The 19,060-nt window shown below is 70.0% G+C and carries 23 protein-coding genes; 6 read left to right on the top strand and 17 right to left on the bottom strand.

What is annotated here, in order from left to right; all coding sequences use genetic code 11:
* Nucleotides 1–17: 17 nt before the first annotated feature.
* The 6 genes from F7Q99_RS35465 to F7Q99_RS35440 form a co-directional block, all read right to left on the bottom strand.
* Nucleotides 18–509, bottom strand: a complete 492-nt coding sequence (locus F7Q99_RS35465) for a hypothetical protein (RefSeq protein ID WP_153470041.1) — start codon at nt 507–509, stop codon at nt 18–20.
* Between the two features lie 48 nt (nt 510–557).
* Nucleotides 558–941, bottom strand: coding sequence for a roadblock/LC7 domain-containing protein (locus F7Q99_RS35460; protein WP_153470038.1), 384 nt, complete (start codon nt 939–941; stop codon nt 558–560).
* The gene (locus F7Q99_RS43495) at nt 938–1,966 is read right to left on the bottom strand and encodes an ATP-binding protein (RefSeq protein ID WP_153470035.1); all 1,029 of its coding nucleotides are present in this window, start codon (nt 1,964–1,966) and stop codon (nt 938–940) included. The genes F7Q99_RS35460 and F7Q99_RS43495 overlap by 4 nt, the downstream gene beginning before the upstream one ends.
* Before the next feature lie 56 nt (nt 1,967–2,022).
* Nucleotides 2,023–2,370 carry a hypothetical protein gene (locus F7Q99_RS35450; protein WP_153470032.1) on the bottom strand — a complete coding sequence of 116 codons (348 nt, stop codon included), beginning with the start codon at nt 2,368–2,370 and terminating at the stop codon, nt 2,023–2,025.
* An 89-nt stretch (nt 2,371–2,459) separates the two neighbouring features.
* A complete protein-coding gene (locus F7Q99_RS35445) occupies nt 2,460–3,080 on the bottom strand; it encodes a DUF6624 domain-containing protein (RefSeq protein ID WP_153470029.1) in 621 nt (206 codons plus the stop codon).
* A complete protein-coding gene (locus tag F7Q99_RS35440; RefSeq protein ID WP_153470026.1) occupies nt 3,077–3,592 on the bottom strand; it encodes a LuxR C-terminal-related transcriptional regulator in 516 nt (171 codons plus the stop codon). Before F7Q99_RS35440 ends, F7Q99_RS35445 begins: the two co-directional genes overlap by 4 nt.
* Nucleotides 3,593–4,470: 878 nt before the next feature.
* On the opposite strand from F7Q99_RS35440, the gene F7Q99_RS35435 reads away from it, so the two are divergent.
* A complete protein-coding gene (locus tag F7Q99_RS35435) occupies nt 4,471–4,929 on the top strand; it encodes an ATP-binding protein (protein WP_326847496.1) in 459 nt (152 codons plus the stop codon).
* A complete protein-coding gene (locus F7Q99_RS35430) occupies nt 4,929–5,969 on the top strand; it encodes an aldo/keto reductase (protein WP_153470020.1) in 1,041 nt (346 codons plus the stop codon). The genes F7Q99_RS35435 and F7Q99_RS35430 overlap by 1 nt, the downstream gene beginning before the upstream one ends.
* Nucleotides 5,970–5,981: 12 nt before the next feature.
* On the opposite strand, the gene F7Q99_RS35425 is transcribed toward F7Q99_RS35430, so the two are convergent.
* From F7Q99_RS35425 to F7Q99_RS35405, 5 genes are read right to left on the bottom strand one after another with little or no spacing between them, the layout of a single operon-like run.
* Nucleotides 5,982–6,494 carry an NUDIX hydrolase gene (locus F7Q99_RS35425; protein WP_326847495.1) on the bottom strand — a complete coding sequence of 171 codons (513 nt, stop codon included), beginning with the start codon at nt 6,492–6,494 and terminating at the stop codon, nt 5,982–5,984.
* Nucleotides 6,491–7,744, bottom strand: coding sequence for a hypothetical protein (locus F7Q99_RS35420; protein ID WP_153470018.1), 1,254 nt, complete (start codon nt 7,742–7,744; stop codon nt 6,491–6,493). Before F7Q99_RS35420 ends, F7Q99_RS35425 begins: the two co-directional genes overlap by 4 nt.
* 14 nt (nt 7,745–7,758) lie before the next feature.
* Complete coding sequence (locus F7Q99_RS35415) at nt 7,759–8,238, bottom strand: PPC domain-containing DNA-binding protein (RefSeq protein WP_153470015.1); 480 nt, start codon at nt 8,236–8,238, stop codon at nt 7,759–7,761.
* Between the two features lie 35 nt (nt 8,239–8,273).
* Nucleotides 8,274–9,275 carry an asparaginase gene (locus F7Q99_RS35410; RefSeq protein WP_407697915.1) on the bottom strand — a complete coding sequence of 334 codons (1,002 nt, stop codon included), beginning with the start codon at nt 9,273–9,275 and terminating at the stop codon, nt 8,274–8,276.
* A gap of 38 nt (nt 9,276–9,313) precedes the next feature.
* A complete protein-coding gene (locus F7Q99_RS35405) occupies nt 9,314–10,807 on the bottom strand; it encodes a hypothetical protein (RefSeq protein ID WP_153470010.1) in 1,494 nt (497 codons plus the stop codon).
* A 183-nt stretch (nt 10,808–10,990) separates the two neighbouring features.
* Between F7Q99_RS35405 and F7Q99_RS35400 the strand changes: the two genes are divergently transcribed.
* Together F7Q99_RS35400 and F7Q99_RS35395 are read left to right on the top strand one after the other, a co-directional pair.
* On the top strand, nt 10,991–11,896 hold the full coding sequence (locus F7Q99_RS35400; protein ID WP_153470007.1) for a DUF5753 domain-containing protein: 906 nt from the start codon (nt 10,991–10,993) through the stop codon (nt 11,894–11,896).
* Nucleotides 11,893–12,204 carry a DUF397 domain-containing protein gene (locus tag F7Q99_RS35395; protein WP_326847494.1) on the top strand — a complete coding sequence of 104 codons (312 nt, stop codon included), beginning with the start codon at nt 11,893–11,895 and terminating at the stop codon, nt 12,202–12,204. Before F7Q99_RS35400 ends, F7Q99_RS35395 begins: the two co-directional genes overlap by 4 nt.
* 143 nt (nt 12,205–12,347) lie before the next feature.
* Here the strand turns inward: F7Q99_RS35395 and F7Q99_RS35390 are convergent, their stop codons facing one another.
* The 6 genes from F7Q99_RS35390 to F7Q99_RS35365 form a co-directional block, all read right to left on the bottom strand.
* The gene (locus F7Q99_RS35390) at nt 12,348–12,983 is read right to left on the bottom strand and encodes a hypothetical protein (protein WP_153470004.1); all 636 of its coding nucleotides are present in this window, start codon (nt 12,981–12,983) and stop codon (nt 12,348–12,350) included.
* A gap of 237 nt (nt 12,984–13,220) precedes the next feature.
* Nucleotides 13,221–13,733: a hypothetical protein gene (locus F7Q99_RS35385; RefSeq protein ID WP_153470001.1), complete on the bottom strand. Its 513-nt coding sequence runs from the start codon at nt 13,731–13,733 to the stop codon at nt 13,221–13,223.
* A gap of 128 nt (nt 13,734–13,861) precedes the next feature.
* Entirely contained in the window at nt 13,862–14,419 is a 558-nt protein-coding gene (locus tag F7Q99_RS35380; protein WP_153469998.1) for a hypothetical protein, read from the bottom strand.
* A gap of 398 nt (nt 14,420–14,817) precedes the next feature.
* The gene (locus F7Q99_RS35375; RefSeq protein ID WP_153469995.1) at nt 14,818–15,657 is read right to left on the bottom strand and encodes a hypothetical protein; all 840 of its coding nucleotides are present in this window, start codon (nt 15,655–15,657) and stop codon (nt 14,818–14,820) included.
* A gap of 83 nt (nt 15,658–15,740) precedes the next feature.
* Entirely contained in the window at nt 15,741–15,953 is a 213-nt protein-coding gene (locus F7Q99_RS35370; RefSeq protein WP_153469992.1) for a hypothetical protein, read from the bottom strand.
* Between the two features lie 71 nt (nt 15,954–16,024).
* On the bottom strand, nt 16,025–16,483 hold the full coding sequence (locus F7Q99_RS35365; protein WP_153469989.1) for a hypothetical protein: 459 nt from the start codon (nt 16,481–16,483) through the stop codon (nt 16,025–16,027).
* Nucleotides 16,484–16,935: 452 nt separating this feature from the next.
* Here F7Q99_RS35365 and F7Q99_RS35360 point away from each other — a divergent pair, with 452 nt between their 5' ends.
* Nucleotides 16,936–17,460, top strand: a complete 525-nt coding sequence (locus F7Q99_RS35360; protein WP_153469986.1) for a hypothetical protein — start codon at nt 16,936–16,938, stop codon at nt 17,458–17,460.
* Nucleotides 17,461–17,510: 50 nt separating this feature from the next.
* A complete protein-coding gene (locus F7Q99_RS35355; protein ID WP_153469983.1) occupies nt 17,511–19,001 on the top strand; it encodes a hypothetical protein in 1,491 nt (496 codons plus the stop codon).
* The last annotated feature ends 59 nt before the right edge of the window (nt 19,002–19,060 follow it).

The following is a 19,060-nucleotide window of genomic DNA, read 5'->3' as shown; positions in this document are numbered from 1 at the left end:
GCAGAGGCGGGTCGCGGTCATCTGACCGGCCTCCACCTGGGCGCAGCAGCGAGGGCCGCGTCGCCGGGCACCGGACGCTCGGTGAGGGACGGGCCCGGGCGCGTGGCGCCCGGCGCGGGAGGGCGCAGCGCTGCGGCGACGTCGGCGAGCCGGGTGAACCCGGCGCCCGGCCGGACCCGCCAGTACAGGCCGTCCGCGGGGGTGGCGATCAGCGGCGGCACATCGACTTGGGTGCCCTGCGGCATCATCCGCACCCCGCTCGCTCGCGGCACCGCCTCCCGAAAGTGCTCTCCCGGCGGAAGGAGGAAGTCGGAGTAGCCGAGCGCCGAGGTGATCACCGGCCCGCAGGCGGGGCCGATCGCGGCCAGTACCCTCTCCGCCTCCTGTGAGTTGCACCGCAGCACCTCGAAGGCACGCCCGCAGTAGAGCCGGATCGTGTGGCCCGGCAGCCACACCGGCTCGAGCGGGAACGAGGCCTGGTCCTGGGCAGGGACTCGGGTGGTGTGCATCGGGTTCTCCAGCGGTCGCGGACGGCGTGCGGGACTCGGCACCGGGGGTCAGGCCGGCAGCACGGTGGCAGGAGCCAGGCGGTCGGCCAGCACCACGAGTTCCCCGGCGATCGCTCCCAGGTCGGCCTCACCAGTTGCGAGGACAGCGAGCAGTGAGCCGTCGCCCGCGGTCACGATCAGCAGCTGGGCGTCGTGGTAGTCGATGGAGATGTGCTGGGTCGGCGATCCCTCCAGTACCCGGGCGACGCCGGCGGCGAGGTGGCCCATGCCGGTGACCGCGGCGGAGAGGGGGTCCGCGATGTCGCGGGGCATGCCCTTGGTGGACGCCAGGAGGAGTCCGTCCCGGCTGACCTGGAGCGCGTGGCGGATACCGGGGACCCGTCCGGCCAGGGCGGTCAGGGGCTCGGAGAGGTCGGTGCGGGCCTGAATCATCGGAGCGTGTCTTCCAGGGTCTCGGCGTTGGGTGTGGGGGCGAAGGCCAGCGGTGCCGGCGGAGCGTCAGCGGGGGCGAGCAGGTGGACGGGCACGTGGACGGTGACGCACGTGCCGCTGCCCGGGGCGGACTGCAGCTGGACGTGGAGACCGAGCGCGGCCGCCGCCAAGGCCACGGTCCGCAGCCCGGTCCGGGGACGGGGCTGGCGCGGAGCCGGTCGTACGGTCCCGGGCGCGGGCGTCGCGTCGGACGCCGGGTGGAGCCGCCCTTCGACCAGCGCGGTGGCCGCCGCCAGGGCGAGATCATCCATACCGGGGCCGGCGTCGGTGATGGTGACCAGCGCGCCGCCATCGACGGTGCGCCCGACGTGCAGGTGCACGGGTTTCTCACCTCCGGCGGAGGCAAGGACTGCGTTGTCGAGCAGCTCGGCCAAGGCCGTCATCAGCGGCTCGACCACACCGCCGTGAACCTGAACAGCGGAGTCTCCGGCCACCTCGACGCGCTGGAAGTCGGCGATCGCGCACTGGGCGCCCTGTGCGACCTCAAACAGGGCGGCGGGCCTGCGGCGGCTCTCGGGCCAGGCGCCGCCGGCCAACACGAGCGCACGCAGCACGCCATGGTGGGCCATCGCGTTGGTGTGGTCGAGGCTCATCATCAGGGCGAGCTGATTGGGGTCGGTGACCGACTGCTGCTGCCGGGCGAGCATGCGGCGCTGGTCGGCCAGGATTTCGAGGAGGGGCTCGATGCTGGCCCGCAGGTCCTGGCGGTCCGCGTTCTGGAGCTGACCGAGGCAGTTCGAGATCTGCCATGCCGCCTGCTGCAGCTCCGGTGGGGCACTCGGGTGCAGAGGAAGACCGCCGGGGCGGACCGTGCGGAGCACACGGGGCAGGCTGCCGCGGACAAACTCGGCCACCGCCGTCCGGCCGGCCTCGGCGAACTGGTGTCGAAGGCCGTCCTGCTCGGCCTCCGGCGGGGGTGTGGTACGTCGGTGCTTGCTGCGGCCGATGATTGACCTGGTACTCACGTTCACCTCCAAGGGCGGTGCTCGTCATCGGGTGGGGGCGGAGCGGATGGGGGTGGTCAGGTCGGCTCGGGTACTCCGAGGGCGGCGAGAAGGGCGCCGGGCGCCGTGGCCGCCAGCCGTCCGGGCGGGACCGCCCAGTGCACGTCCCGGCCGGATCGCACCGCCGCAGGCGGCACGCTCAGGCGGCCGTCGGCTCGCCGCAGCCGGGCTCCGCAGGCTCGCCAACCCGGGTTCAGGACTCCGGGCTCGACCAGGAAGTCCATGCTGTCGGCCAGACCGCTAGCCAGGACCATCCCGCACTCGTCTCCGAGCGCCGCGATCACCCGGCGTCCGATCGCCTCCGGCATCCGGACAACGTCGAAGTGGTCGCCCACGACAACGGATTCGACCTGGTCTCGGGGCACCCAGTGCGGGATGGAGCCGTAGCCATCGCGCGTCCTCGGCACCGTTGTGGCCCTCGTCCGCGCGGTGCGGCGAGGCGCAGTGGTGTCGGTCATCGGGCCTGCCCGCTTTCAGCTAGGACGGGGTCGGCTTCGTTCTCCGGGTCCGGTAACGAGTTGCTCTTGCCGGACAGGCGTTCGCGTAGTAGCTGGAACTGCTCGGCGTAGACGCGTAGGCCGACCTGTGCGCGCCGGGAGTCGAGCTGTTCTCGGTCTTGGACAGGGTGGAGCTCCAGCTCACCGTCGGGCCGGAGACGATGTTGTGTGCCGTAGACCTGTGGCCTCCCCCCGCGTGCCAGAGTCCGGTCGTACAGACGCGCCCACTGGCCGGGCGTCGCCTCACGGTGCTGGGCGGCTTCGTGGACTGCGCGAAGGAATTCGTCCTGGGCACGGGGATCGTGCTCGGCGTGCAGCGCGAGGGTTAGCGCGGCTCGCGCGGCTTCCTCTCCGACGAGGCTGAGGCCGGGCCACCCATGAGCAGAAATGATGCGCTGGAGCACCTGGGTGTTGGCCCGGTCGGTGATCAGCGCCGCGCTGAGCCCTGCAGACACCTGCCCCTGTAGGGCCGCCGTCGTGCGGGCAGCCCGCCAGTTCCCGTCGGCGGCCTTGGCTCGCTGGATCAGGTCCTGGGCAAGGTCGGGACGCTGAGGCACGGCCTGGAACGGCGTCGTCATAGCGTGCCCCCGGTGGCAGGACGATCCGACCGAGTGGGGGGCGGTGCCCCCGGTTGCGTGGCCGTGTCGGTGCCCAGGAGCTGCCAGGTGTGCGCCAGGCCCACCAGGTGGCTGGGGTTGAGCGCGCCGGCCTTCTCGACCAGGTCGCGGATGCGCGAGGTAACCAGAGCCAGGGCCAGGTGCGCGGCCGCAGCAATCTCCTCGTTCTCCGAGTGGGTAGCGAGTGCGTGGAGCAGCAGGAGCTCTTCGGCCGTGAAGTCCGGTGCAGTGTGCGGCGCCTCTGGGGCGGGGGCCTGGCCGCTGGCCAGTGCCGCGTGAACCTTGGCCGGGCGGGAGGTGACCCCGAACCTGTAACCGATGCTCATGACGTGCTGGTTCAGCGTGCCGGCTTTGATCCCGAGCGCGGCGGCGGCTTGCTGGTTGCTGAGGCCGGCCGCGATCATCCCGGCGACGGACTTCTGAGTACGAGTCAGGACGCCCAACTCGGTTGCTGAGCGCAGGATGGCGGGCATGAGCTCTTCCTTTGTCTCTCGGGAAGCGGGCTGAGCCGTGATGGCGGAGGAGCAGCACGAGCGGGGCGTGTCCGTGGCCAGAACAGGTGGCCTGGCGTTGGGGCGATCGTTGTGGGAGTGACGCGTTCGGCGCTCACGTCACCATCCGAGGCGAAGCGGCCGAGCTACGAGCCGCCGCCCTACCGAGCTGACTGCCCGGCCTTTGACACCGGGCAGGGTGCCGAGAGCCAGCGAAACGAGAGGGATCACGGGAACCTTTCCGTGTGCGTCGAGGCGGAGGAACTGCGAATAGCGTTGCCGCTTCTTGGCGTGCTCCGATAGCGGAATCGGCCCCCACTTCTCCCCACTTAGGCGGCATGGAGAACGACCGAGATACCTGTTCACCTCCCGCCAGAGCGCGGACAATAGTGCCGAATTCGGTCACCGATCCTGGTCTGACGCCCACCCTGGAAGTCCCTCCAGTGGAGATCGACTTCACCACCCCACTTCACCCCACTTCCCTGAGAGTGCTTGACCGAATTCAGGGTCAGTGGTAAGGGCCGCTTGGTAGAGCGCCAGGGGTGGCGACGGGGAATCCGGCCAGCTGAGAGCGGCTCCTGGCGCTTGAAATGATTCCAACCGCTGATGGAGCGGGCGCGCGGGGGCACACTTGGCAACGTGTCGCTGCGTGCGGAGAGTGCGCGAATATCGCCCTTTTGTGCGACGCCCAACCCGCTGGCGCTTCCTCCCAGCCCGAAAGTCGACGGGGTCGGCGGAGAAGTGGGGAGAAGTGGGGACGGGTTTCGCTATCACCTGCGCCGCGACATGGGCCACGGTATTCAGCAGGACTTGCCAGTCCGTGCCCCCGGGCATCGCGAATGCAGCGAGGAGTGATCCCCGTGCTTGGTCCCACCAGCACTGTCTTGCCATCCGGCCAAGTCCGCGATGCCGGCCGCCCCACGACGCACGCTGCGATCGACCTCTGCGACCTTGATGCCCCGCAGCGCGCCGCCCGTGGCATAGTCCGCACGACCCTCGCGGGGAAGGCCGACAGCGGATACATGGACGACGTGGTCCTAGTGGCCGACGAACTGGTGGGCAACGCAGTCGAGCATGCTGGAGCGGCGCTCGACATTTCCCTCGACGTGTACGACTGGGGAGTGGCTGTCCAGGTTCGGGACCGCGGTGAAGACACCACGGCGGTGCCGGGGAAGCCTCTGGCTGCCGATGAAGACGATGAAGGCGGGAGAGGTCTGTTTCTGGTGGATGTACTGGCAAGCGCCTGGGGAGTCCAGCGCGACGACAAGGGGAAGCGCGTCATCGCGATCTTCCTCTACCGAGCGGGAGACGCCGAGTGATGACACCGAGCGATCTCGTACCCCGCCGCCTCGCCCCCGACCTGATGGTGCACCCGCTGGGCGTCAGCAGCGGAACCTCTCGTTGGGCGCCGAGCGCCGTTCAACCGGACGACGCACGGCTGCTCGACGGGCTCCGTCGCGCCTTGGAAGCGGGCGGCGGCGAGGCCGGAGCACAGCTGTTCGACACGGCCGACGGCTACCGGTGCGGCCACGCCGAGAGGCTCCTCGGCAAAGTGCTCAGGGAGCACCGCGGTCACCGTGCGCAGGTTGCCAGCAAGGTCGGCCAAGTCCAGGGATCTGCTCCACACCCCTACGCCGGCCCACGCGTTCGCCATCAGCTCGAGCAGACGCTCGAAAACCTGTACTTGGACGAGTTGGCCCTCTATACCCTCGAGTCCTGGGACTTCGGCCCCGGCGACCGGTACCTCGACCCGGTCATCGAGCAGATACGAGCGCTGCGCGATCTCGGCCAGATCCGATCCATCGGGCTCCGTGGTCCGGGCTTCCGCTCCTCGGCCCGCTCGATACGACGCTTCCTGGATCTGTTCAACCGAATCTGTCCCGACGTGGTCTGGACGCAGGCGAGTGGCTTGCTCCCGCTGGCCGACCTGGGAGACGAAGACCTCGGTGCCTTCACCGCCCGCCACGGTGTCAGCCTGGTCATTGCCTCGCCGCTAGCCCACGGCGCGCTCGCAGGTGGCCGTGTGGACCGCGCTCTGGCTGCGTGGGGAGGCTCGGCCAACTGTGCGGAAGCGACGAAGTCAGCACTCAGCCATGGTCTCGCTGAGCTGGCTGGCCTCTTCGGCCCATCCCCAGACGCCCTGGCCCGGGTGGCTTTGCGGTTCATCCTTCAGCAGGTGCCGAACGCTGTGTTGGTCGCCGGCGCTGGTACCGGCGACCAACAGCGGGCCGGGCACGACCTCCGCTTCCTCGGCCAGCCGCTGTCCGATCACGAGCTCGCGGTGATCGACGAAGTGTTCACCCGCATCCGGACCGTCGTGATCCAGCCCGAGGAGCGCATCCCCTCCATCAAGGTGTGACGGCCGCGTTACTCAGAGGGCAACTCCGTTGCGGAGGTAACGCGGGACACCGTTGTCCAGGACCTTTAGGGCGTGGACGGCCCGGGCACGCTGGCGCTCCGGCAACAGTGGCAGGGCCTGTGCGACCTCGAAGAAGTGGTGCTCGGAGATCTCCTCGTCGCTCGGCTTCAGCTTGGCGGCCTGCTTTGGTGACAGGACGCCGGCATCGAAGACGAACCCGAGGAGGTCGTCCCACGGGCCGTGGGGCCCGACCCAATCGACACAGAGGAACCGTAGGCTGGCAACCGTCAGGCCGAGCTCCTCGCGGAGCTCCCGCCGTAGGGCGTCCTCCGGAGCCTCGTTGTCCTCGGCCATGCCACCGGGAAGGTCCCACCCGTCCTTGTAGGTCGGGTTCACCAGAAGCAGCCTTCCGGCCTGGTCTCGGATCAGGGCGTCGGCAGCCGCCCGCTTCCGGGCCTGCCGAGCGTTTCCCTCAGCCAGGTAGGCGTCACGGCCGGGGTCGCCCGGCCTGGGTGCATCGTTCACTGCGGACCTTCCGGGAGCGCGAGACTGCCGAGCAGCAATCTACGGTGCTGCGCCGTGGTGGTCATCCGCGAGAGAAGCTCACGGACCTCGGAAACCTGATGATGCCGATCGAAATCGTTTTGCAGTAGCGCGAGTTGACTGCTGAGCCGAAGAGACGTCACTGACTGGCAGGCGTTCAGTAGTTCCATGCCGACCGAGCACGCCGCATCGAGCTGCCCTTGCGCGAGCAGGACTCGCGCCAACGTGACCTGCCCGAACGCCCTGCTGCGGACCCGGCTCGCGTCCCGCAGTGCCAAGGCGCGCTCTGCCTCCCTGGCCGCGGCCTTGAGCGCGCCGAGATCCAGGAGCACGGAGGCGCCCTCGCTGGCAAGCGCCGCTTCGTCGAATGGAGCCACCCACCTGGACGCCGGCGCGGTCCGCGCGAGCACCAGGGATTCACGTGCCGCGTCGAGTGCTCGCTGCGCCTCACGTTCGGCGTGGAACTGGGCGAACGCCCGAGCCTCCATGGCGTGGAGGCGGGCCTCGAGAGTCGGCACCCGCGGACCGCTGGCGAGTCGGGCGAGCCCGCTGCGGGCGAGATCAGCCGCGACGTCGACACGGCCGGTTTGCAACGCCAGGTGGCTCATGCCGGCCAGCACGTTCGCACCCGCAGTCCCATCGGTCAGGCTCTGCGACAGCCGAAGGGCGCGGTCGAAGTGCCCGGATGCCAGGTCGTCGCGCCCGGCGTCGTGAGCCATCCACGCGGCCATCTCCGTTAGGACGACCGCCGCACCGAAGGCGACCTCACCGTCTTCGCTGCTGCCCGCCGAGCCGAAGAGGGTCGGCGCGACCGCCGTGTTGAGGTAGTGCACCACGGACCGGTACACGTGCCCACCGCCGAGCTGGCGGTCCGCGAGCCGGAACGACTCCATGGCGGCCAGATGCGGCGACCCCACCGAGTCGACGACCGTTGCTGGCCCGGCGCCGACCTGATGTACGGCCTCCGGCTCCAGCGGGCCGAACAGCTGCTCGGCTGGCTCGCCGAAGAGGTGCTCCAAGACCCGGCACGTCGCTTGCCGCGGAAGACCTTTGATGTCGCCGGCCATCCAGCGGTCCCAGGCGGACCGTGAGACGTACACGGAAGCGAGGGAAGCGTTGCCGTCGAGCTGGGCCACCTCCCTGGCCGCCCGCTCGAAGTGCACTGTGAACGTCTCGTAGATGCGCATGCGGTGAGCCTCGACCACCTCCGGGAAGCGGATCGCCCTGCGCATCTTTGTCTACTCCCTCAGCTGCCCGTGCCGAAGCCGAGGAGGGGCACGTTATACAGATCCGCGCTGCGTTGGCGCGTCAGCGCCGGCCCCGCGGCGTCGCTGACGACTTCGACGATGGGGATCTCGCAGATGAACTGCACCTTCGCGCCGAGCAGGTGCGACACCCGCCCCTCGGCCGACTTCGCCTTGATGCCGGCCGCGACGTGGATGTGCGGGGCCAGGCAGTCCTTCTCCGTATCCCAGGCGAGCGTTCCTCCGCCGAGCGCTTCGAGCACCTCGACGGTGATCTCCTCCCACAGGGGGGCCTCGGGGTCGTCGAGGGGTTCGCATGAGCCCACCAGCCGGGCCGAGCGGAGGCCACCGACAAACGTCGGGATGTACCCGGCCCGGATGCCCTGGTCCGCGCAGAACTGCGTGAGACCTTCCAGGAGGTCTTCCCCGTGGTCGAGGGCGAGAACGAACTTCCTGCCGGTGCGGACCTGGGCGTAGCGCATGATCGGGGGCATCCTTCGTACTGGTCGGGGCGGGATCAGGAACGGTCGAGGAATGCCTTCGCGATGTCCGGGCGGGGCATGCCTGCGGCCAGGAGGGAGATCAGGAGCAGGCGGGCCTTGTAGGGGTCAAGGGTGCCCGCACTGATCAGGCCGCGCGCCAGCAGGTCGCTCTCGGAGCCGGGGAAGGCGTAGGTCGAGGTGAGGACGGGCCCGGTGCCGATGCGGGAGGCGAGGATGACGGGCATCGCGGCCGCTAGCGCTTCAAGCTGGCCGCACCAGCTCTCGGGGACGTGGCCGGCGCCGAACGCGGCCACCACCAGTCCGCTGACTTCACCCTCCAGCCCCTTCAGCAACGTCCCGCTGCTGCCCAGGGACGCGGTGACGATCTCCACCTGCGGCAGCGGGCCGACCGGCAGCGGTACGGGCGCGATCGGACTCAGCGAGCCGTGGAAGCGGGCCATTCCCTCAGCCACGTGGCCGAGCGGTCCGGTGGTCGGAGATTCAAACGCGCCCGGGCTGGTCGTATGCATCTTCCGGACGTTGCGGGCAGCATGGATCTCGTCGCCCAGGACAACCAGGACCCCGGTCCCCCGAGCCTCCGCACTCACAGCGGTCTGGACGGCGGCCAGGAGGTTCGCCGGTCCATCGGCGCCCGCCGCCGCGGCATTGCGCATGGCGCCGGTGAACACCACCGGCATGCTGCCCTGGTGGTAGAGGCCGGTCAGATACGCGGTCTCCTCAAGGGTATCGGTGCCCTGCGTCACCACGACCCCGTCGACGCCATCCCTGTCGGCCTGCTGCAGTCGGTCCACGAGGCTGACGATGTCGCTGATCGCCAGGGAGGCCCCGGGCATCTGCCGGAAGTCCTCCACAGTGACCTCGGCGGCGCCTTGGAGGCCCGGCACAGCGCCCACCAGGTCAGAGCCAGTCAGCGTGGGCGTGACGCCGGATGCCGCAGCGGTGCGCGTCATGGCGATCGTGCCACCCAGGGTGAGCACCAGGACGGTGCGGTTCGAGTCACGGTCAGCGGAGAGCACAAAGGGCCTTTCGGGCAAAAGGGCGGATGGGGCGGGGGTCATCGGGACGAGCCGAGCTTGCCGAGGAAGAGCAGGGTCTCATCGAGCGCTTCCACGGTTAGCAGACGGCTGCGGGGCCGGACAAGGCCGGCCACGCCGTACTCGCCTAGAGCGTGAGACCGGGCGGTCAACCAGCTCCAGTCCAGGCTCAGGTAGTCCGCGAGCGACCGCAGACGGCTCGCCGGATCCTCGCCCACCAACACATCGGCGCCCTGCGCGTCGGCGAAAACGGTGGCGTAGGTACGCAGCTCCCCGCGGGTCGACGTACTGCCGGCTGCCCACAGCGCTCCGCCGCTCGCCCGCACCCAGTTGGCAACGACGGCTCGCTGACCGGGGACGAAGGCCACTCCGTCCACCTCCGAGTACTCCCTCTGCGGCACCACCCTGACGCGGATCCCGCAACGCTCCATGAGGGCGATCGCCAACAGCAGCAGCACCCTCTCGTACTTCTCGGAGCGCGCCACCTCGGCTTCGGGCAGACAGAAGACGCGGACGGTCTGCGTCGCAGTGCCGTGGAATCGTTCGAGGGCTTGGAGATAGTCCAACTTGTGCTTGAAGAACAGCCAGCAGGCCGCCTCTTCCCCAGTCTGCTCACGCGTCCAGAAGATCGGAACCTCGCTCGCATCGGCCAGTTCCTGTTGGATGTGCCGGGCGCAGAACGCTGATCCCATCCAACTGCTGCCGACGGTGGTCAGATCAACGAGCAGCTGACTGGGCGCGGAGCGAGGCAAGGAGAGGTAAGTGTCGAGAAGGTGCTGCTCGGCGTCGAGGGCCTGATCGTCGGACAGAAGGCCGTCGTCGAGCTGGGTGAGTGCCCAGAGAATCCCGTAGGAGAGGTCGTCCAAGAGGTAAGCCGACGGAATTGACAGGGCCCCAGTGGAGGGCGGGCCGGGCGGAGCAGGCCGGCGAGCGGCTGCGGCGTCGCGGACGTACAGGTCGAAGTCGTCCTTTTGCTCCTCGACGCCGACGAGGAATCCGCGGCGCGCCGGCCGTAAGAACCGCTCCAGGTCCTGCAAGCCGTCCTGGGTCAGGTCGTGCACGTCGGCATCCACACCTCGCCTCCTTACCGGAAGGAGGTGCACTGCGGCGCTGGTGCCGTCCAGGCGCTGACGACCGGCGATTTCCCAGATCCCTGCCGGACCGCCTGCGGGGAGCAGCAAGGTGGATGTGGGCCAGCGCGAGCCGATCCGGGCGGCCACCGAGTCCAGCACTGCCGCTGACTCGCTCGCGCCGGGCGCCGGGCTGAACAGCTCCTCGACTGTGTGCCCGAGCATGTGTTCCAGGATCTGCGCTGCCTCACCGCGGGGACGGCCGTACCACGTGCCTGAGGACCATCTGTCGAACGTGGTGCGCCCTACACTGGCCGTGGCCAGACGGTGGTTGCCGGCCTCCTGAGCGAGCTTCCGGCCGGTGGCCGCGAAGTGGACGCAGAACGCCTCCCAGCCGAGAAGGTCACGGTCTTTCAACAGGAGGCTGAACAGCGTCCGACGCATCGCGGCGGCTCCTCCCTGGGCGAGTACGGGCAGCAGAACGGCCTCTACGCGTGGCGACGAGCGCTCCACACTTCGTGACCCTCGTTAGGATGCTCCCTCAGGCGAGCTCTTAGCAATATGGTCGAGCAAATTGCTCAACCATATTGCTTGTAGGCAGCGTTACGAGCCGTCAGACTGGCCACCATGCCAGAAGCGAAGACGCCGTGGTCGTTGACCCTCAGCGAAGTCGGCCTGCGGCTTGAGGAGTTGCGGGAACGCCGCGGCCTCACCCAAGGAGACGTCGCAGGCCACGAAGTGCTGCGCCGCCGTGGCATCAAGATCGACAAGAGCGGGCTGAGCCGACTGGAACGCGGGCAGCGCCGACGTGTCGCCCGCGACCTCGTCGAAGCCCTGCTTGAGGTCTACCAGGCCAATGCCACCGAGAGCTCCGAGATTCTGGCCCTCTTGGGAGCCGACACCACTCCCGCCGGCCGGCCCCGCCCCGCGCTGTGGCGGCGCAATGCCCACCTGCTCGGCCCCATGCAGTTCGAGGGCTTCCTGAAGATGGAGCGTCGGGCCGCTGCGCTGTGGAACTACGAACGGGACGTCTGCCCTGGGCTCCACCAGAACGAGGAGTACGCCTACCTCGTCATCGCCCTGATGCGGCCCGATCTGCGTCGCTCCGAGGTCAAAGCCCTCGTCGATGTCCGCATGGACCGGCAGCAGCAGGTGAGAGAAGGCGCACTTGCGGAGCTGCGCGCCCTCGTGGACGAGCGTGCGCTCCACCTCCTCGTCGACGACCCGGCGGTGATGCGACGGCAACTGGAGCGGATGCTCCAGGAGTCTGAGGACCCCCGGAACACCATCCGCGTCTTGCCGGAGGCAGTCGGGCTGCACCCGGGGTCCGCTGGCCCCTACGTCGTCATGGGCTTTCCTGAGGCTGCCCGTCGGGTCGTGTGGGTGGAGACGATGGTCAGTTCGCTGTACTTCGACGGGGAAGAAGATGTGCAGCGCTACACAGCGGCTTTCACCAGTTTGTGGGAGCGAGCGCTGGACCCCGACGAGACGCGCAGGCGTCTCAAGAAAAAGATCAAGGAGCTAGAACAGTGACAGAACAGCCGGACCCGTCCTCGTTCGACCTGACGTCGGTCGAATGGACGGTGTCCAAGCACAGCGGCGGCGGCGGAACCCGCAAGCCGGACCCGTCCTCGTTCGACCTGACATCGGTCGAATGGACGGTGTCCAAGTACAGCGGCGGCGGCGGAAACTGCGTTCGAATCGCCGTTGTGGACGGATACGTCCTGATCGGCGACTCGCAGAACCCCGACCGCCTGCCTGGGGTCTTCACCCCGGCTGAGGCCAAGGCGTGGCTGCTCGGCGCCAAGGACACGGACTTCGACTTCCTGCTCGAACTCTGATCCCGTCCTGAAGCACCGCACGACAACAGGCCGGCCTCACGGGAGATGGGGCCGGCCCTCGCGTTTCTGCCGGCTGCATCATCGCGGGAGACGACTTCGGGTCCAGACCCCAAGATGGCCCGGACCCGAGGACGTGAGGCTGCCTAGAACAGCTGGCGGCCTTCCCGGAGTGCGTGGACGATCCGGTTCAGGGCGTGCGGGATGCGTCCGGACCCCGCAGCCGAGGCATCCGAGTCGGGTCCTGAGCTGGAGTACACCCGTGCCTCTTCGCCTCGGGTACGGAAGACGTGGAACTGCTGCTGATTGATGTCCACGCCGTAGACGCACCTTGTTTCGATGCGGTCTGGTGCGAGGTGGTTGACCCTCAGTCCCAGTTCCGCGGCCCGCTGCTCGTACTCGGTGAGCGCGCGGTCGTTGGGGCGTCCCCAGCCTTCGAACATCAGCGCAGCGCCCGCCACGGGGGAGTCGGCGTACTCGCGCCGCCGGAGGTCGGCCGGGGGCTGGGGGAGGTTTCTGGCGACGCTGGTGAGTGCGTCGGCGGGGTTGATGTCCCGGCCGTTCCATGACCGGGTGGGGACCATGCGCAGTTCGATCGAGCGTGAGTCGACGCCTTCCAGGTGCACGGTGAACAGGCGGGCGGGCCGGTCCCACCCGCGTCGTTCTCCCTCCCTTGCCTCGATGGCGTGCAGCGCCGTGGCCATGGCGTCGGCGAGACCGTCCTGGAAGAGGCCCAGGGGCTTGCTCGGCATGAGGACGGTGCGCTTCTCCCAGGACTGCATGATCGCTCTTCTCTGTCGGCCCGGCGAGAGGGCGGGTGGGGACCGGCGGACGCTGGCCGGGTGATGGGGCGCGCCGGGCCGATCTACGCCGGGGGAAGGCCGGGTGATCGCGGCCGGCATGAGTACACCCTACCCCGCATTCATAGCGTTAAGCAATTCTATATAGGGCTTGATCTGCCTGTCTGCGCCGAGAAGCGCGGCTGCTCCGGTCGTAGCCGGAGCAGCCGGGAGGGGTGGTCAGAAGACGGGATGCCCCTCGCGGAGCGCGTGGGCGATCCGGCCTAGGCCGAGGGGGACGAGCCCGGCACCTACCGTGGTCTGGTCGTGCTGGGCGGTGGAGAGCACGTGGGGCTCGTGGCTCGTGGCCGCGGCGGCGTCGGACGTAGAACTCCTCCTGGTTGATGTCCACGGCGTAGACGAGGCGGCTTTCGATCCGGTCGGCTCCCGGTCGGCGGGTCGGCCCCAGCCTTCGAGCATCACGGCGATGCCGGCCACCGGGGCGTCGGCGTACGAGCGGTGCTTCACCGTGGTCAGCACGGCGGGTAGGCGCCGGGCGGTGTGGGTGATCGCGACGGCGGGGTTGCGGACCTGGGAGCCCCAGAGCCGGGCCGGGACCACGCGCAGCTCGACCGAGCGGGTGTCGAGGTCGGCCAGGTGGACGGTGAACAGCCGGGCGGGCTTGCCCCATCCCCGGCGTTTCCCTTCTCGCTGTTCGATGGCGGCCAGGGCGGTGGCCATGGCGTCGGCCATCTTGTCCGCTCAGAGGCCGAGGGGTGTGGCCGGCATGAGGGCGGTGCGCGTCTCCCAGTTCTCCATGGTGCTTCCTTCGGGTGCTGGTGTTGTTCGTGCGGGTGGGCGGTCGCGGGCCTGCGCGAGGGTCAGGGCTGGTCGCGGTACCAGGTGAGGAACTTCTCGGCGTGGCGCTGGTCGAAGGTGACGGTCAGGGTGCCGTCGTCGGCGAGGTTCTGAGTGACGCCGTCTGCCGGGCTGGTGGGGGAGGTGGTGCGGGGCCAGAGGGCGACCAGGGCGAGCAGCGCTCCGGCGGTGGGACCTGCGGCGGTGAGCTTGAGGACGACGGTCAGCGCCTCGTCGTCGATGCCGAAGTCGATCGTGCTGCCCAGGAGGTCGGAGCGCAGTCGGCCGATGAGGTGCTCCTGGTCGGGGACGGCTGCGCCGAAGGCGTCGGCGTTGGCCTGGGCCTGGGCGGTGCGCTGGTAGAAGGTGTCGATCAGCCTCTGTGCGCTGGCGCGCAGTTCGGGGTCGGTGATCTCGTCCAGTGTGTGGACGGTGTGCTCCGTGGTGTCGGGCGCGGTGAGGGGGTGGAAGCCGGTGTCGCGGTGGGCTCCGTCGCCGTCGAGGAGGGTGAGGATCGCCAGGTTGGCGACGGGGTGGACGTTGATCGCCCACCGGGTCGGGAGGGGATGGCGAGTGGTCACGGAGGTCTCCAGGGTGGGTGCGGGTGCGGATTGATGGCGGGGCGGGGCGGCGGGGTGTGTTGCCGCCCCCGCCCCGTGCTCGTCGTCGGCGCTGTGGTGGTGCCGCGGCGGTGGGTGGGAGTGCGGGGCTGCCAGCTGCTTTCCGCAACGTGGTCGGGTGCGCGTAACTGGTCGCGCGGGAGCGGGTCGCCGGGGAGTGGGACACGGTGCTCGGGTGCGTTCACGGGGGTCGGGCTCCGGGTGGTGGGGTCGGCGGGGCCGGGTTCAGAGGAGGCCGAGGGTGGGGAGCACGCCCCAGCCTTCGTGGCGGATGTGCCAGGGGAGCTCGGTGTCGGCCGGACGCCAGTGGCTGGCGGCGCGGGCGTGCTCGGTGTAGGTGCGGACGCGGGCCTGCGAGGTCAGACGCCGGACCGCAGCGCGAGGCGCAGCGCGTCGTAGACCGCGGCGCGCCGCTCGGCTTCGACGTGGTCCGCGAAGGCGACGTGGAGGCGGATGGCGGCTTCGTCGTCTTGCCACCGGGTGAGGGGCTCGGGCTCGGGCACCAGGTCCTCGGCGGCCAGTCCGATGGCCCATCTGCCGAGGTCGGGTGCCTTGTCGAGGAGCTTCCACACAGCGCGGTAGGCGGTGCTGGCCGACTCGTCGCCGAGGGACTGCCATGTGCGCGGCTCGTCGGTGTTCGCGGTGTGGGGGATCGGCTGGTCGCAGAGGCTCTCGCCGACGCCGGACTGGGCGTCGAGGGCGAGCAGGAGCATGTGGTGGACCGTGGCGGCGGCGTGGTGAAGATCAGCGGCGGTGTACGGCGGGAGCGCGGGCGGCCCCGGTGGGGTGCCGGCGTCGGCCTCCTCGGTCTCTGCTTCGCGTTCGGCTTCGGCGCGGTCGGCGCGGTCGGCGCAGTTGCCGCACAGCCCCTCCCACCCTTCGCCGTCCGCGGTGGACTCCTCGCAGTCCTCGGCCGCGCAGAAGTGCTCCTCGTAGGTCGCGGTCGGGATGAACCGCATGGCCGCGCTGGGGCTGGTGAGGGTGAGGACGCCCTCTTCGAAGAGGTGCACGGCGGCGTCGTAGCGGCGACCGCGCCGCACGGTGTGCCAGACGTCGATGCCGTGGAGCTGGTGGTGTTCGGCGGACTCGGGCCGGGCCCAGATGTTCCCGTCGCGGAAGTGGACGACGTACTCGGAGTCGAAGTCGATCGCGGCCCGGACCTCGGCGGCGGTTGCGGGGGCGGGGGTGTTCGCGGGCATGCAGCGTCTCTCAAAAGGGGTTCGGAGTGAGCGGACGGGCGGGGGTGCTGCCGGGCGGCCTCGGGCCACCCGGCAGCGGGCGGTCAGATGCGGGTGACGCTGTCGCCGCCGTCGGTGAGGACCAGCATCAGGCGGCGGTGGTCGTGCGGGGTGTCCCAGGCGACGCCGAGCTGCCGGATGAGTGGGTGGGGGTTCCAGTGGGTGACGGTGCCGGTCGCCCCGGCGGGGATGGGGTCGTGCTCGTCGGTGCACAGGATGACCTTGATGCGGTCTCCGGGGGTGAACTCGGGCTGCACGTCTGCTCCTTCGATGAGAGGTGGCCGGGGCGCTGCGGGCGGCCTGGTCGCGGGCGCGGTGGCGGTCGGGTTCAGCGGTGTTCGGTCTCGCCTTTGTTGTCGACTTCGACGAGCAGGAGCCGGGGCCGGTCGGCCTCGTGGTCGATGTGCACGTACGGGACCAGGTGCTCGCCCTTCCAGTCCTGGCGGAGCCGTACCAGCACGCTGACGCCGTAGACCCGCAGCTCGTAGGTGTCGCTGGGGCTCCCGCCGTCAGGGTCGGGGTCGGCTTCGACGATGGCCAGGGTGGCCCGGCGTGCCTGGTAGGTGGTGCTGCGGCGGCGCAGCGGCATGGTGGTGGCGAAGAGGTAGACCGCGACGCTGGAGAGGGTGGCGGCCATGAGCGTGTCGGCGGCGGTGTGCGGCTCGTAGACCCAGGAGCTGCCGAGGGCGACGGCGGCGCTGGGCAGGGCGCACAGGACGCTCCAGCGCCACCAGCGGGCGGATGGGGTCCGGCCGGCGGGAGCGGAGCGGCGGGCGGTCTCGGGCACGGATGCCTCCAGAAGTGGGCTGGCCAGAAGGCGCGGAGACGAGGAGGAAGTCGCACGGCCCGGGCCCGGATGGGGCACTCGTTCGCCCGGCGACACCTCAAACACTACATCGACTCATAGAGTTAAGCAATACTCTCGACATCAAGCCCCGCCTCCTCTCGCATCCGGCCGAGCCCGGTCGGTGGCACGTTGCGCGGCCGGCCTCCGTCTGGCCGGTGGCGCTGCGCTCGGTCGGTCGCGGCGGGTGCTGCGGTCGCGGCGTCCGGCCCGGCACTGGTTGCCGGCGTCACTTCCTGGCGTGCAGGGCGGTCGCCGACGGCGGGGGCGGAGTCGGAGCATCAAGCGCATTGCTTAACACTATGAGTTGCCTTATGCTTGAGGAGGAGCGGCTCCCCGAGTTGCACGCGCTCCTCCCGGCAATCACGCACTCACCATCATGAGGAAGATCCGTCATGCCCGAGGCGCCCGAGTACACGCCCTACAGCATCTACGTGCTGGAGCCACACGCCGACTACGCGACCGCCGACAACGGCCACATCCCGATCGGAGCCATTGCCGAGCGCGTCTACGGCAAGCCCTACAGCTCGCTGAGCGGCTGCCAGCGGGACGACGAGCACATCGGCAACGACAGCGTGAAGCTGTACGAACTCACCTCCGACGATGACTACCTGGAAGCACTCGAAGCGTTCGACGACACCGAGCTGTATCTGGGCTGGGACTCCCGTACCCACGAGAGCGTCCGCAAGACCGGCATGACTGAGCTGGACTACTGGCTGAGCATCCGGATCGCCGACGAGAGCACCCCGGCCACCGTCGAGGCGAACCCGCCCAAAACGCAAGACCTTGAGAACGCCGTGTTCGAGGACCGCTTCTTCGCCGATCGGGCTTTCACTCCGTCGCTGAAACTGGTCCTGGCCGATCTCATCCGTCGCGGTGAACTCCCGCGCGGCGACTTCCTGTTCCGGCACTGGTGGTGACCGGAACGGAACGAAGACCGACGCCACGAAACCCACCTTGGAAGGCCCCGATGTCCCTCACTCTTCCGGTCGCAGAACTCCGGGCACTGCTGCACGACGCGCTCTCGGCAGCGCTCGCCACCGACGCCCTCACCCTCCCGGCTCCACTGATGTACACCCCGTCCGTCCACCGCCCGGCTCTGTACCTGGAGAGCACCGTCGTCCGCGGACGGCCCGGCGAGGGCAAGACGTTCTGGGCCCGGGCCCTGACGGACCCGCAGCTGCGCGCCATCGCCGCGCGGGAGTACCGCATGCCCAGGCTGGAGCGGACGGAGGCGGTCACGGCCTTCGGCGCGCGGCCGGACGCCGGCCAGCCGACCGCAGGGGAGCTGCGCGCCTTGACGGGGTGGGGTGTGCCGCCGACCGTCCTGTGGAGTGCCGTCGCGCTGACCGCGCTCGGGGTGCCGGACCTTGCCGCCCTCACCACGTGGACCGAGCGCGTCGACTGGCTTACCCGCAACCCGGGTGCCATCGAACGGTCCCTGGCCGAGTTCGAAGCCTCCGCGAAGGCCACCGACACCGTGCGGCTCGTCGTGTTCGACGCCCTGGACCAGCTCCACCCGGACCGGGCGGTGGCCGAGCACCTCGCCTCCGGCATGCTCAACCTCGCCGTCACCCTCTCCCGCCGCACCACCCGGCTGCGCGCGAAGGTGTTCATCCGCCCGGACATGCTGGACGGGGCCCTGACTGGTGTCCCGCGCCCGGACCGCGGCTTCCTGACCGGCCGCGCCGCCGACCTCTCCTGGGGCCGGTCCGACTACCTCGGCCGCACCGCCAGGACCGAGCTGTACGGCCTGTTCATCCACCTCCTGGGCAACCACGACAGCGCAGGGGCCGCCGCCTTCCGTACGGCCTGGCCCACCTGGGAGCAGAGCGAGGGCGGCCGGTATCTCGCGCCCTCCGGGCTGAGCGGCGACCCGAAGAGGCAGGAGGAGTTCTTCACCACCCTCGCCGGCCGGTTCATGGGCGCCAACGCCCGCACCGGCTACACCTACAACTGCCTGTCCAACCGCCTCCAGGACGCGCGGGGAGTGATCACTCCGCGTCCGTTCCTCACCGCGCTGGCCACCGCCCTTGAGGACACCGGCCGCAACCACCCCGGACACGACCGGCCGCTGCACCACGACGGTCTCCGTCGCAGCGTGGGCTGCGGGGCGCGGGTCACCGAGCTGCACCAGGCGCTGCCGTGGGTCCGCCTGGCCATGGAGCCGCTGGCCGGGCAGCAGGTCCCGATCTGGGAGGAGGACGTCTTCGGCCTGTGGGAGCGCAGCGGCCTGGCCGGGCGGCTCCAGGAGTCGGCGCGGCAGGCCGGGAACGGCACCGGCCGCTTCCGGACCGGCCCGCGCAGCACCGCCAGCCTCCCGCAGCTGCTGGAGGAGCTGGTCGACGCCGGGGTGATGAGCCGCCGCACCAGCGGGCAGCTCGACATGCCCGACGTCTACCGGGTCGTGTACGGCCTCGGCCGACGCGGGGGAGTCAAGAGGGCCGCCACCGGCGTATAGCCCCGGCCCGCCCGGCCCCGGTCACCGCGCCGGGGCCGACCCGTTCTCCGGACCGGCAC

The sequence above is a fragment of the Streptomyces kaniharaensis genome, assembly GCF_009569385.1.
Taxonomy (GTDB): domain Bacteria; phylum Actinomycetota; class Actinomycetes; order Streptomycetales; family Streptomycetaceae; genus Kitasatospora; species Kitasatospora kaniharaensis.
This window is presented reverse-complemented; position numbering and strand designations above follow the sequence as displayed.

What these genes read in the sequence shown, in the direction of transcription:
- F7Q99_RS35465 (WP_153470041.1), bottom strand. Translation starts at nt 509, where the DNA reads ATGCACACCACCCGAGTCCCTGCCCAGGACCAGGCCTCGTTCCCGCTC.
- F7Q99_RS35460 (WP_153470038.1), bottom strand. Translation starts at nt 941, where the DNA reads ATGATTCAGGCCCGCACCGACCTCTCCGAGCCCCTGACCGCCCTGGCC.
- F7Q99_RS35445 (WP_153470029.1), bottom strand. Translation starts at nt 3,080, where the DNA reads ATGACGACGCCGTTCCAGGCCGTGCCTCAGCGTCCCGACCTTGCCCAG.
- F7Q99_RS35440 (WP_153470026.1), bottom strand. Translation starts at nt 3,592, where the DNA reads ATGCCCGCCATCCTGCGCTCAGCAACCGAGTTGGGCGTCCTGACTCGT.
- F7Q99_RS35430 (WP_153470020.1), top strand. Translation starts at nt 4,929, where the DNA reads ATGACACCGAGCGATCTCGTACCCCGCCGCCTCGCCCCCGACCTGATG.
- F7Q99_RS35420 (WP_153470018.1), bottom strand. Translation starts at nt 7,744, where the DNA reads ATGCGCAGGGCGATCCGCTTCCCGGAGGTGGTCGAGGCTCACCGCATG.
- F7Q99_RS35415 (WP_153470015.1), bottom strand. Translation starts at nt 8,238, where the DNA reads ATGCGCTACGCCCAGGTCCGCACCGGCAGGAAGTTCGTTCTCGCCCTC.
- F7Q99_RS35405 (WP_153470010.1), bottom strand. Translation starts at nt 10,807, where the DNA reads ATGCGTCGGACGCTGTTCAGCCTCCTGTTGAAAGACCGTGACCTTCTC.
- F7Q99_RS35400 (WP_153470007.1), top strand. Translation starts at nt 10,991, where the DNA reads ATGCCAGAAGCGAAGACGCCGTGGTCGTTGACCCTCAGCGAAGTCGGC.
- F7Q99_RS35390 (WP_153470004.1), bottom strand. Translation starts at nt 12,983, where the DNA reads ATGCAGTCCTGGGAGAAGCGCACCGTCCTCATGCCGAGCAAGCCCCTG.
- F7Q99_RS35385 (WP_153470001.1), bottom strand. Translation starts at nt 13,733, where the DNA reads ATGGCCGACGCCATGGCCACCGCCCTGGCCGCCATCGAACAGCGAGAA.
- F7Q99_RS35375 (WP_153469995.1), bottom strand. Translation starts at nt 15,657, where the DNA reads ATGCCCGCGAACACCCCCGCCCCCGCAACCGCCGCCGAGGTCCGGGCC.
- F7Q99_RS35360 (WP_153469986.1), top strand. Translation starts at nt 16,936, where the DNA reads ATGCCCGAGGCGCCCGAGTACACGCCCTACAGCATCTACGTGCTGGAG.
- F7Q99_RS35355 (WP_153469983.1), top strand. Translation starts at nt 17,511, where the DNA reads ATGTCCCTCACTCTTCCGGTCGCAGAACTCCGGGCACTGCTGCACGAC.